The organism is Kyrpidia spormannii, from assembly GCF_002804065.1.
GTDB lineage: Bacteria > Bacillota > Bacilli > Kyrpidiales > Kyrpidiaceae > Kyrpidia > Kyrpidia spormannii.
The window spans coordinates 1955930-1967926 of the sequence record NZ_CP024955.1 but is presented as its reverse complement, the minus strand read 5'-3'; the positions used below and the strand labels follow the sequence as shown (position 1 = coordinate 1967926).

The following is an 11997-nucleotide window of genomic DNA, read 5'->3' as shown; positions in this document are numbered from 1 at the left end:
GTGCTCACTGAACGGCAACAACTGATCCTGCGGTTGATTGTCGACGATTATATCCGTTCTGCCGAACCCGTCGGTTCTCGTACGATATCGAAACGGATGGAGACACATTTAAGCCCGGCCACCATTCGGAATGAAATGAGTGATCTGGAGGAGATGGGATACCTGGAGCAACCGCACACCTCAGCGGGACGGGTCCCTTCTCATAAAGGATATCGCTTTTATGTCGACCATCTGATGCAACCGCCTATGCTCAACGACCGGGAAGTTGCCGTGATTCGGCGACTGTTTCAGGAACGGTTGGAAGCCATGGAGCATGTGGTCAGACAGACGGCGGGAATTCTGTCCACGTTGACCAACTACACGGCTTTTGTGCTGGGCCCCATGGGCGAGGATGCCAAGTTGCGCCATATTCAGGTGGTGCCCTTGGGAGAGTGGGCGGCGGTGGCCATCCTTGTGACGGACACGGGTCACGTGGAGAAGAAAACGGTGATTCTTCCGGATCCGGCAGACCTGGCGGACATCGAGCGATTGGTGGAGGTGCTCAACCGCCGTTTGGTCGGGGTGTCTATCAGTGAGTTGAAGGAAAAACTGGAACAGGAGATCGGCCTGGAGTTGCGCCGGCACTTGGATCGGTTTGAACGCGGGTTGGCGCTGGTCGATGAACTGACGGCTTCGTCCGAGGAGAAAGTGTATGTGGGGGGCACGTCCAAGATCTTGGAACAGCCGGAGTTTAGGGATCTGGAGAAGTTAAAACCCCTGTTGGTCATGTTGGAAGACGCCCATGGTGTGGCCCGATTGGTGGGAGTGCCGCAGAAACAGGGTGTACAGGTTCGCATCGGGTACGAGAACGAACTGTCCGCGGTTCACGAGTGCACGGTGGCAACGGCCACGTACCGATTTTACGGCGGACGGATCGGAGTGATCGGCGTCGTGGGGCCCACGCGAATGGCGTACAGACGGGTGATCGGTGTGTTGAATGTGTTATCTCACGTGTTGAGCGATCTGTTCAATCGCGAAGGCGCTTGATGATGGGGAAAGAACCACCGGGTGTGGCGGAGGTTGAACTCTGCCCGCCCGTATTTTTGGGAATCTAAAGGAGTGTGGATGCGAGTGGAAGAACAGCGGCGAAGGGAGGCGGATTCCGGCCGGGAGTCCAGCGGGGGCGCAGACCGTCCCGAGGCGGGGACAGGCCCGGGACGAGAGGCAGAGCCCCAGGGATCAGAAGATCGCCGGGAGGCCGGGAAGGAAGAGCGCAGTGAAACCAGCGCCGGCGAAGAGATGGGTCAGCGGCGTGACGAAGGGGAAACGGGCCAGGGTCCCGATACCGGGGAGGGAGACGGGGCCGATGTGGCTGCGGAGATGGAGCGACTCCGGGAGGAGGTTGAGTCCTGGCGGGGACGGGCGCTGAGGATGCAGGCAGATTTTGAGAACTTCCGGCGCCGGACCCGGCAAGAGCGGGAAGAGTGGGCGGCCTCGGCGACGATGGGCGTCATCGAGCGGCTTTTGCCGGTGCTGGACCATCTGGAGCTGGCTCTCCAGTCCGGCCAGCAGTCCACGGATGTGCAGTCGCTTCTTCAAGGGGTCGAGATGGTGGTGCGCCAATTTCGAGAGATCCTGGAAGGGGAAGGCGTCCGGACCATCGAGACTGTCGGCATGCCTTTTGATCCGAATGTCCACGAGGCCGTTGCCCAGGTGCCCGATTCCGGGCAGCCGCCGGGCACGATTATAGAGGAATTTCGCAAGGGATATCGGTATAAAGATCGCGTGTTGCGGCCTGCGATGGTGAAAGTCAGCGGAGATACAGGAGGGAACTAGAGATGGGAAAAGTCATCGGCATTGACCTGGGTACCACCAACTCGTGCGTGGCGGTCATGGAGGGCGGTGAGCCCGTGGTCATCCCCAATGCCGAAGGGGGTCGCACCACGCCGTCGGTGGTGGCGTTTACAAAAACCGGAGAACGGCTGGTGGGGGACGTCGCCAAACGTCAAGCCATCACCAACCCGGATCGGACCATCATTTCCATCAAACGTCATATGGGGTCCGATTACCGGGTGACGATCGATGACAAATCTTACACACCCCAGCAGATCTCGGCGATGATCCTGCAGAAATTGAAAGCGGATGCCGAGGCGTATCTCGGAGAGACCATCACCCAAGCGGTGATCACCGTGCCGGCGTATTTTAATGACAGCCAGCGCCAGGCCACGGTGGATGCCGGCAAGATCGCCGGCCTGGATGTGTTGCGGATCGTCAACGAGCCGACGGCGGCCTCCCTGGCCTACGGCTTGGACAAAGAAGAAGATCAGACCATCCTCGTGTTCGACTTGGGTGGTGGCACCTTCGACGTGTCGATCCTCGAACTCGGGGATGGCGTGTTTGAAGTCAAGGCCACCAGCGGGAACAACCGTTTGGGAGGAGACGACTTCGATCAGAGAATCATCGATTATCTGATCGATCAGTTCAAAAAAGAGACGGGGATTGACCTCAGTCAAGACCGGATGGCTCTGCAGCGGCTGAAAGACGCGGCGGAAAAGGCGAAAAAAGAGCTATCCAGCGCCTTGACCACGACGATCTCCCTGCCTTTTATCTCAGCGGATGCCACAGGGCCGAAACATTTGGAGGTCAACCTCACCCGGGCCAAATTCGAAGAGTTGACGGCTGATCTCGTGGAGATGACCCTGGGGCCCACCCGCCAGGCCTTGGCCGATGCGGGCCTGAACCCTTCGCAAATTGACAAAGTCATCCTGGTGGGTGGATCCACCCGCATCCCGGCGGTACAAGAAGCGATTCGGAAATTTATCGGCAAGGAGCCGTCCAAGGGCGTAAACCCGGACGAAGTGGTGGCGGTAGGGGCGGCTATCCAGGCCGGAGTGTTGACCGGCGAGGTCAAGGACATCGTGTTGTTGGATGTCACCCCTCTGTCCCTGGGCATTGAAACGTTGGGTGGGGTGTTCACCAAGCTGATCGAGCGCAACACGACGATTCCCACCTCGAAGAGCCAGGTGTTCACCACTGCGGCGGATAACCAGACGTCGGTGGAGATCCACGTGCTCCAAGGCGAACGAGAGATGGCCCGGGACAACAAGACGTTGGGTCGCTTTACATTGTCCGATATTCCTCCTGCGCCCCGGGGGGTGCCCCAGATCGAGGTGACCTTCGACATCGATGCGAATGGGATTGTGAATGTCTCGGCCAAAGATCTGGGGACGGGAAAAAGCCAAAAGATCACTATCACGGCATCCAGCGGGCTGTCCAAAGAGGAAGTGGAGCGGATGGTGAAAGAAGCCCAGGCCCACGCCGAAGAAGACCGCAAGCGCCGGGAAGAAATCGAGATCCGCAACCAGGCGGATTCCTTGGTTTATAGCACGGATAAAACCCTTAAAGATATCGGGGACAAAGTGGACAAATCTGACGTGGAACGGGCCGAGGCGGCGAAGCAAAAGGTGAAGGATGCTCTGGCCGGAAACGATATAGAAGCAATCAAGAAAGCCATGGACGAATTGCAACAGGTCGTCCAGCAATTGTCGGTGAAACTGTACCAACAGACATCGGCGAACAGTACCCAAACGGGTTCTACGACCGGCGGGGCCGCGGGCGGCGTGAAAGACGAAAAAGTGGTGGACGCCGATTACACTGTGGTGGACGACGACAAAAAGTGAGCGATAACCGCTCGGGCAGCGATGAGAGGGAAACGTTGGCTTCTGAAGAAGTAGGCCGCGGCGAAGCTCCGGGGGAGGGGGTGTTCCGGTGAGCAAGCGCGATTATTATGAGGTGCTCGGCGTTGAACGGGGGGCATCCGCCGAGGAGATTAAAAAAGCCTATCGGAAACTGGCGCGCCGTTATCACCCCGATGTGAACAAAGAGGATCCCCAGGCGGCCGATAAATTCAAGGAGATCAACGAAGCATACGAGGTTCTATCGGACCCGGAAAAAAGGAGCCGATACGACCAGTTTGGCCACGCGGGGGTCGGGCAGGGGGCAGGCTTCGAAGGCGGTCCGGGCGGCCCCGGGGGAACCGGGTTTGATTTTGGGGATTTTGGCGGATTCGGGGATATCTTTGACATGTTTTTCGGCGGCGGCCGGCAGCGGACCGGTCCGCTGCGAGGGGCGGATTTGGAATACGACCTCTCCCTCGAATTCCGGGAAGCGGCTTTCGGGGTGGAAAAGGAAATTCGCGTGCCAAGGACGGAAACCTGCGACCGGTGTGGGGGCAGCGGCGCCCGGCCCGGGACCCAGGTGGAACGTTGCCCGGTGTGCGGAGGGACGGGTCAACAGGAGAATGTCGTCAATACCCCCTTGGGCCGGATGGTTACCCGAAGGCCGTGTTCCCGATGTAAAGGGGAAGGGCGGATTATCCCGGACCCTTGCCCAAAATGCCAAGGCCGCGGTCAGATACGGGTGGTGCGCACAGTGAGCGTCAAAGTTCCCGCTGGCGTGGATACGGGCAACCGCATTCGGATGGCGGGCCACGGGGAGCCGGGCACCCGGGGCGGTCCGCCCGGCGATTTGTTTATCGTGATCCACGTCCGCCCGGATCCGGTGTTTCAGCGGGAAGGGTTCGACGTGCATTGCCAGGTTCCCATTACTTTTACCCAGGCGGCTCTCGGGGACGATATCGAGGTGCCGACTCTGGAGGGTCGCGCACAGTTGAGGATACCACCGGGCACCCAGACGGGCACTGCGTTTCGGCTCAAAGGTCAGGGCATTCCCCGGCTACGAGGTGGGGGACGGGGCGATGAACACGTCCAGGTGTTCGTGGTGACGCCGACCCGCCTTTCCGACCGAGCCCGGCGTCTGTTGCGGGAGTTGGGCGAGGAGTTGGGGGAAGACATCCACGAACAGAACCAGACTTTTTTCGAGCGCATGAAAAGTGCCTTCAGCCGGGATGGGCGGAACGGCTGAAGGCCGTGATGGCCTACTGGCCTACGGATCTATCCGCTTCGGATCGAGTGGCCGGGGCGGGTTAACGCCCGAGTAAGCAAAGGAAATGGTAGGTTGCGGAAGCGGGGATGGAACCGGTGAATGATCTGTGGACCGTGGTGGAGTTGCGCACGACGAAAGAGGCCGTCGAGGCGGCGACGGCGAAGATGCGGGATCTCGGGGCGCAGGGGGTGGCCGTCGAGGAGGCCGACCCCTTGGGCCCTGATTTTGTGCCTAAATTCGGCGAGATCTACGAGCCAGAAGGAACGGCAGGAAAACCAGGGATGGGCAACAAGGATGTAGCCTCGGAGAGTCCCGGGGCTCCCAGGTGGGCGGAGGTCGCCACCCCGGCGGTGGGGCCCGGTGAGGCGGTGGTCACGGGGTATTGGCCCGGGGAACCGCATCGATGGCAGCATATCTCCGCTCTCCTCAAAAATTGGTTGGACTTGCTCCCCACGTGGGGTCTCGATCCCGGTAAGGGTGACATCGCCGTCCGCACCGTGCGGGAGGCAGACTGGGCGGATGCGTGGAAGCAGTATTATCGTCCGGTGACGGTAAGGGGCAGGGAGAGAGTCCTGACTGTCTGTCCGGCGTGGGAGACTTATATGCCGGAGCTCGGGGAAGTGGTGGTCCGAATCGATCCCGGCATGGCCTTTGGCACCGGCACCCACGAAACAACCCGTCTGTGTCTAGGATGGCTCTTGGACGAGGTCACCCCGGGGTGTCGGGTGTTGGACGTGGGGTGCGGGTCTGGTATTCTCTCGGTCTCGGCGGCGGCTCTCGGTGCCGGGCGGGTTCTGGCTGTGGATCTGGATCCCCTGGCGGTGGAAGCGGCCTGGCACAATGTAGAGGTGGCCGGTGTGGCGGATCGGGTAGAAGTGCGGCGGGGAGACCTACTGGACGGCATCAAGGAGCGCGGGGACCTGATCGTGGCGAACCTTTTGGCTGACCTTGTAGAGCGATTGCTGCCCGATGTCCACAGGTGCTTGACACCCAAGGGGCGGTTTCTCGCCTCCGGGATTCTCGTGGAACAAGAGGATCGGTTGGCCCAGGCGATGGAGGCTGCGGGGCTTTCGGTTCGAGAGATCCGCCGGGACGGAGCATGGTGTGCCTTGTCGGGTGAACTTTTCCGGTGAAGGCGAAAATGGAGGGATGATAAGCAAAGGGGGACTTGTCATGATGGTGCGCAGGCGTGTGACGGAACGGCGGGTGGAGGGCGGGGGCGGACTTTGGCTCTATGTGGAGGAAAGCGGAAATCCCGCGGGTCGACCCATCGTGTTTTTCCACGGTTATTCCCAGAATCACTTGGTCTGGCTCAAACAGACCGAGTCCGATCTGGCGGAAGAATTCCGCCTGATCGCGGTGGATCTCCGGGGCCACGGGAGATCCGACAAGCCTCAGGGGGTATACGGAGATTCCCGGCTTTGGGCGGAGGATGTGGCCGGGGTTCTCCGGGATTTGGAGCTGGCCCAGCCGGTTCTTGTAGGATGGTCGTACAGCGGACTTGTGCTCTGTGATTATGTGCGGCATTACGGCCAGGAGGCGATCGGTGGCCTGGTTTTCGTCGGCGCCGTGACCCGGACTGGGGTTAAAGAGTCTTTTGCGGATTTGGGAGATGAGTTTGTGGCCCTGGTTCGGCCTTCCTTTTCAAACGTGGTAACCGAAAGCCAGTCCGCTATGGAGCAATTGATCCATCTCACCATGAAGGGGTTACTGTCCGAAGAAGAATTCTATCTCTTTCTCGGCTTTAACGGGGCGGTTCCGCCTCATGTCCGGGAAGGGATGATGAAGAGGAAGCTGTCCAATGATGATCTTTTACCAACCATTCAAAACCCGGTGTTGATCGTGCACGGGAGTGAAGACCGGGTCGTGCTCCCGGCGGCGGCGGAGCGGCACGCGGGCATGATCCCCAAGGCCCGACTCCGGATCTATCCTGGCGCCGGACACAGTCCCTTCTGGGAAAATCCCGGACGATTTAACGAGGAGTTACGGGAATTTGTCCGATCGATTTGAAGCCAGGGCGGTTGCCCGGCTCGCTTAAATGGGGCCGGTGACCGCCTTATTTCTCAGGCCGTTTGCGGTATTGACACGGCCAAGAAGATGCGCTATATTGAAAACAAGCAAGCGCTTGCTTAAACAGTGCGGAGATCAAGGAGGCGGCGACGGTGAGCGAAGAAGCGAAGATGCAGCAATTTATGGAACGCATCAACCGCGGCGAGCGGATTGAAGCCACGGACTGGATGCCGGATGAGTATCGGCACTTGGTGCTCAAGCAGATCCACATGCACGGGATCAGCGAGGTGATGGGGGCATACCCGGAGAAGGAGTGGGTTCCCAAGGCCCCGACCTTGCGGCGCAAGTTGGCGATTATGGCCAAGGTTCAGGATGAAGTCGGCCACGGGCAATTACTGCTAAGGGTGGCGGAGGATATCGCAGCTCCCTTGGGGAAAGTCCGGGATGACATGATTGAGGATCTGTTTGTCGACAAGGTCAAGTTTCATAATGTCTTCCATATGGAGGCCAGAACCTGGGCGGATGCTGGGCTGATCGGATGGCTGGTGGACGGATCAGCGATTATCACCCAAGTCTCTTTGCTGGGGTCGTCCTACGGGCCGTATGCCCGGGTTCTGAAGCGCATTGCGGCGGAAGAGAGTTTTCACATGCAGCACGGGGAGTCGATTTGCCTGGCTTTGGCGAACGGAACTCCGACCCAGAAAGACATGCTCCAGGATGCCCTCAACCGATGGTGGGAATCTCTCATGTTCTTCTTCGGGCCTCCGCTGATGTCTTCGGCGGCTCAGAAGATGATGGATTATCGCATCCGCACGAAGACCAACGAACAGTTGCGGCAGAAGTTTTTGACCAGGTATGTACCGCGGATTCGGGCACTTGGACTGGAGATTCCAGATCCGGCCCTTCGCTATGACGAAGAGAAAAAGGTCTGGAGCTACACCCAGCCCGATTGGGAAAAGTTTTACCACATCGTGAAACACAACGCCGGGCCCAAGTCCCAAGAGCGGTTGGCGTTGCGGAAACAGGCTCATGAAGGCCAGCGCTGGGTGCGGGAAGCGATGAGCCGGACCCGGGAAAAAGAGAAAGATTTGGCCGTGGTCTGACGGTGCAGAGGGGGGAGAGCAGATGCAGTTGAACGGTTCAGCCGGGGATTACGAGGTTTATGAAGTCTTTGTTCAGTACGATCACCTGGAGCACCACGTGCACGTGGGGAGTGTGGTGTCTTCCTCGGGAGAAATGGCCCTTCAGGTGGCCCGGGAGAATTTTCTCCGCCGGGACGACGCGGTGAATCTCTGGGTCGTGCCCCGGGGCCAGGTGTTTGCCACCTCTTATGAAGATGCGGACTTTTTCGCCAAGGAAATGGATCATTCTTATCGGGAAGCCAGCGGGTATCCCGAGAACGCGAAGTTGTGGAAATCGTTCAAACAACGGGCCATTGAGCTGGAGGATTTGATTCGAGACTGAGGAGGGTTGGGGATGAGAGTGGAGGATGCCGCCACGGCGCGCGGGAATGAGGAATACCGCCGGGTGTTGACAGATTTTTTGTATCAATTGGCAGACGATGATCTGGTGCTGGGCCATCGGGATTCGGAGTGGCTGGGCATGGCGCCGGAACTGGAGGAGGATGTGGCTTTCAGTTCTATCGCCCAGGACGAGGTCGGTCACGCCACCTTTTATTATGATTTGCTGGAGGCCCTGGGGGAGGGCCGGGCGGACGATTTGGCTTTTGGGCGCAGCGCGGGGGAGCGCAAGAACGCGCTGATGGTGGAGAGAGAAAACGGCGATTGGGCCGAAACCATTGCCAGGCATTATCTCTATGACGTCTGGGAAACGGTGCGCCTGGAGGCCTTGAAGGACTCCGGCTACGTACCCCTGGCCCAAGGGGCCGCGAAGATCATCCGGGAAGAGCGGTACCACGGGCTTCACATGGAGACGTGGTTCCGGCGTTTGGGCCGGGCGGGCGGTGAAGCGAAGGAGCGCTTGGAGCGGGGGGTCCAAGCCCTGTGGCCGGAACTGGGGGATCTGTTTACCTTCGGCTCCGGTGAAAAGTTGCTCGTTGTCCATGAAATTCTCCCGGTGGACCCCGCCGTCCTTTATCGCCGCTGGGAGGAGAGGGTGCGACCGGTGATAGAAGCGGCGACCCTGGCCTGGCCGGGAACGCCTGGACGGCCGGAGAAGAGTGGTCGGGAGGGGAGCCACACCCAGGCTCTGGAGCAGCTCCTTGACGCGATGGGCGAAGTGTACCGGATGGATCCGGCGGCGACTTGGTGAAAGACGATCCGCTCCCCGAGATTGTGAAGGGCAGAAAGTTGAGGGGGTAAAGGGGTGAGAAGCTGTGATTCAGGAAAAAGAGCTTTTGGTGCGCCAGGCCCTGAACGAGGTCAAGGATCCAGAAATCCCGACCCTCAGTATCGTCGAACTGGGAATGGTGTACAGCGTGGAGGCGGGCGAGGATGAGGTCCGGGTACGCCTGATGCCCACCTTTGTGGGATGCCCCGCCCTGGATATCATTCGCCGGGATGTGGAGAATAAGGTGCAGTCCGCCACCGGAATCCCGGTGAAGGTGGACTACGTGCTTGACGAGCCGTGGACAACCGAGCGGATCACCCCTGAGGGGCGGGAACATTTGGCGTCATTTGGCATTGCCCCTCCCATGGCCGAGTGGTGGGAGAAACCGCCCTGTCCCTTCTGCGGGGCTCCGGAAACGGAAGTGGAAAACTTGTTTGGACCCACGGCTTGCCGGGCGATCTATTACTGTACCCGGTGTCGGCAGCCTTTCGAAGGGTTCAAACCTGTATGAAGGCAGCGATCCATGGACCTGGCCCCGGACAGGGGCCTTTCTTATTGGGCGAGGATGGACGGTTGCCGCTGAACCCAGCCGGGCGATTGACACCGCGAATTGCGTTATATTATCATGAAAACAAGCAAGCGATTGTTAATTGTTCGTGACGCCAATCTGACAATCTTTCTTGGCATCGGAGCTGTGGAAAGGAGGCGAAGGCCGTGGCGCGAAGGGGGCGCAAGGAACAGATTCTGGCGGTGTCCGAGCGTTTGTTCAGTGAAAAAGGGTATCACGGGACGACGATTCGGGATATCGCCGAGGCCAGCGGCATCCTTTCCGGGAGCCTGTACGCCCACATCGATTCCAAAGAGGACCTGCTCTTTGAGATCGTTAACCAGGGTGCGGACAATTTTCTCGGGGCCCTGGAGCCGATTATCGCGTCGCCTGGGAATCCCGAAGAAAAGCTGCGCCGGGGACTCGCGGCGCACATCCGGGTGGTGGGAGAACACCTGCATGCGGCGAAAGTCTTTCTTCACGACTGGCGGGCGCTCAGCGACGAACGGAGACAGATCATTCTCGAAAAGCGGCGTCGGTACGAAGCGCTGTGGGGCGCTCTGTTAGAAGAAGGAATCCAGGCGGGGGTTTTTCGACCTGTTCATCCGAAGTTCGCCCAACTTGTGATTCTATCTGTGGCGAACTGGGTGTATCAATGGTATGACCCCGAAGGTCCTTTGGGTCCCGATGAGATTGCCGATCAGTTCGCGAGAATTCTCCTGGAGGGGCTGAACCAGTTGAGCTAACGTTCTTTGACCCGGGCATCCCACATTCTGATGGGGAGGTGAGGTGGAGGCGCGAAGGTTTGTGACATTGGATCAGGCAAGCGGCGGACTTTGTGCCGCATTCGGAAACTTGTACCACAAGTTCGCATGGAAAAGGGGATGCCTATGTTTCAGCCTGAACTGGAGACGATGGATCGCAGCCGGCTACGGGCCCTTCAAGGAGAACGCCTCGCCAAGACAGTAGAACGCGTGTACCACCGGGTACCCTTCTACCGCCGGCTGTTGGACGAGCGCGGGATTCGGCCCGGTGATATTCGCCGGGTCGAGGACGTGGTGAAACTGCCCTTCACCAAAAAAACCGATTTGCGGGAGCACTATCCCTTTGGTCTGTTCGCGGCAGACCGAAAGGAGTTGTCCCGGATCCACGCATCGTCGGGTACCAAGGGAAAGCCGACGGTAGTGGGGTACACCCAGAATGATATCACAAACTGGTCGGAATGCATGGCCCGGGCGATCATTACAGCGGGCGGAAGACCTGGGGATACGTTTCACGTGGCTTTTGGCTACGGATTGTTCACCGGAGGTCTCGGGTTGCATTACGGGGCGGAGCGGGCCGGAATGGCGGTGGTTCCCGTTTCCGGCGGCAACACGCCGCGCCAGATCAGCCTGATCGAGGACCTCCAGCCCAGGGGGATTTGCGGAACGCCGTCGTATGTACTGAATATTGCCGAAACCATGATCGCCATGGGGAAAGATCCCCGAAAAACCAGTCTCGAGTACGGCATTTTTGGAGCCGAGCCTTGGTCTGAAGAGATGCGGCAGATGCTGCAGGATTATTTTGGTATAAAAGCGCTGGACATTTATGGGCTGTCCGAAGTGATGGGTCCAGGGGTGGGGATCGAGTGTTACGAGGCCCAAGACGGTCTGCACGTGGCGGAGGATCATTTTCTGGTGGAGGTCATCGATCCTGTGACCCATGAACCCTTGACCTACGGGGAGACTGGGGAATTGGTGTTCACAACCTTGACGAAAGAGGCCATTCCACTGCTCCGTTACCGGACGGGAGACATCGCCAGTTTAAACCCGGAGCCCTGCCGGTGTGGGCGCACCCATATCCGGATGTCCCGAATCAAGGGGCGCCTAGACGACATGCTGATCGTCCGCGGGGTGAATGTCTTCCCCTCTGAGTTGGAAACGGCGGTGCTCAGCGTCGACGAATTGTCTCCCCATTACCGAATCGTCGTGGACCGGGAAGGAACGCTCGATGAGCTCACCGTGGAAGTGGAGATTCAGCCGAGCCTGCTTCAGGATCTAGGGGGCAGGTTCGACCCGGACCATGAGTCTCTGGTCAACCTCGCTCGGCGGGTCAGCCACCTGTTGAAACAGACGGTGGGCATCACGACTCGGGTCGACCTCAAAGAGCCCGGCACTCTGCCCCGCAGCGAAGGAAAGGCCGTTCGGGTGGTGGATCGGCGGAAGTTATATGGATAAAATGTTCCGATG

12 protein-coding genes are annotated in these 11997 nt (G+C 59.2%); all 12 read left to right on the top strand.

The annotated features are described in order from the left end of the window. On the top strand, window positions 1–1026 hold the full coding sequence (gene hrcA / locus CVV65_RS09980) for a heat-inducible transcriptional repressor HrcA (RefSeq protein WP_100668001.1): 1026 nt from the start codon (window positions 1–3) through the stop codon (window positions 1024–1026). Between the two features lie 84 nt (window positions 1027–1110). Further along, the gene (gene grpE, locus CVV65_RS09975) at window positions 1111–1815 is read left to right on the top strand and encodes a nucleotide exchange factor GrpE (RefSeq protein ID WP_157935468.1); all 705 of its coding nucleotides are present in this window, start codon (window positions 1111–1113) and stop codon (window positions 1813–1815) included. 2 nt (window positions 1816–1817) lie between these two features. After that, window positions 1818–3659 (top strand): molecular chaperone DnaK, encoded by a 1842-nt coding sequence (gene dnaK / locus CVV65_RS09970; protein ID WP_100667999.1) that lies wholly within the window; start codon window positions 1818–1820, stop codon window positions 3657–3659. Between the two features lie 88 nt (window positions 3660–3747). Beyond that, the gene (gene dnaJ, locus CVV65_RS09965; protein ID WP_100667998.1) at window positions 3748–4902 is read left to right on the top strand and encodes a molecular chaperone DnaJ; all 1155 of its coding nucleotides are present in this window, start codon (window positions 3748–3750) and stop codon (window positions 4900–4902) included. Between the two features lie 116 nt (window positions 4903–5018). Next, complete coding sequence (gene prmA / locus CVV65_RS09960; RefSeq protein ID WP_157935467.1) at window positions 5019–6056, top strand: 50S ribosomal protein L11 methyltransferase; 1038 nt, start codon at window positions 5019–5021, stop codon at window positions 6054–6056. A 40-nt stretch (window positions 6057–6096) separates the two neighbouring features. Further along, window positions 6097–6933, top strand: a complete 837-nt coding sequence (locus tag CVV65_RS09955; RefSeq protein WP_157935466.1) for an alpha/beta fold hydrolase — start codon at window positions 6097–6099, stop codon at window positions 6931–6933. Window positions 6934–7115: 182 nt separating this feature from the next. Beyond that, window positions 7116–8036 carry a 1,2-phenylacetyl-CoA epoxidase subunit PaaA gene (paaA, locus tag CVV65_RS09950; RefSeq protein WP_232059840.1) on the top strand — a complete coding sequence of 307 codons (921 nt, stop codon included), beginning with the start codon at window positions 7116–7118 and terminating at the stop codon, window positions 8034–8036. 22 nt (window positions 8037–8058) lie between these two features. Further along, window positions 8059–8397, top strand: a complete 339-nt coding sequence (locus CVV65_RS09945) for a phenylacetic acid degradation protein (RefSeq protein ID WP_100667994.1) — start codon at window positions 8059–8061, stop codon at window positions 8395–8397. A gap of 12 nt (window positions 8398–8409) precedes the next feature. Continuing rightward, complete coding sequence (paaC, locus tag CVV65_RS09940) at window positions 8410–9204, top strand: 1,2-phenylacetyl-CoA epoxidase subunit PaaC (protein WP_100667993.1); 795 nt, start codon at window positions 8410–8412, stop codon at window positions 9202–9204. A 64-nt stretch (window positions 9205–9268) separates the two neighbouring features. Further along, a complete protein-coding gene (gene paaD, locus CVV65_RS09935; protein ID WP_100667992.1) occupies window positions 9269–9733 on the top strand; it encodes a 1,2-phenylacetyl-CoA epoxidase subunit PaaD in 465 nt (154 codons plus the stop codon). A 203-nt stretch (window positions 9734–9936) separates the two neighbouring features. After that, window positions 9937–10515 (top strand): TetR/AcrR family transcriptional regulator, encoded by a 579-nt coding sequence (locus tag CVV65_RS09930; RefSeq protein ID WP_100667991.1) that lies wholly within the window; start codon window positions 9937–9939, stop codon window positions 10513–10515. Between the two features lie 144 nt (window positions 10516–10659). After that, window positions 10660–11985 (top strand): phenylacetate--CoA ligase family protein, encoded by a 1326-nt coding sequence (locus CVV65_RS09925; RefSeq protein WP_100667990.1) that lies wholly within the window; start codon window positions 10660–10662, stop codon window positions 11983–11985. Window positions 11986–11997 lie beyond the last annotated feature (12 nt).

What these genes read in the sequence shown, in the direction of transcription:
- dnaK (WP_100667999.1), top strand. Translation starts at nt 1,818, where the DNA reads ATGGGAAAAGTCATCGGCATTGACCTGGGTACCACCAACTCGTGCGTG.
- CVV65_RS09955 (WP_157935466.1), top strand. Translation starts at nt 6,097, where the DNA reads ATGATGGTGCGCAGGCGTGTGACGGAACGGCGGGTGGAGGGCGGGGGC.
- paaA (WP_232059840.1), top strand. Translation starts at nt 7,116, where the DNA reads ATGGAACGCATCAACCGCGGCGAGCGGATTGAAGCCACGGACTGGATG.
- CVV65_RS09945 (WP_100667994.1), top strand. Translation starts at nt 8,059, where the DNA reads ATGCAGTTGAACGGTTCAGCCGGGGATTACGAGGTTTATGAAGTCTTT.
- paaC (WP_100667993.1), top strand. Translation starts at nt 8,410, where the DNA reads ATGAGAGTGGAGGATGCCGCCACGGCGCGCGGGAATGAGGAATACCGC.
- CVV65_RS09925 (WP_100667990.1), top strand. Translation starts at nt 10,660, where the DNA reads ATGTTTCAGCCTGAACTGGAGACGATGGATCGCAGCCGGCTACGGGCC.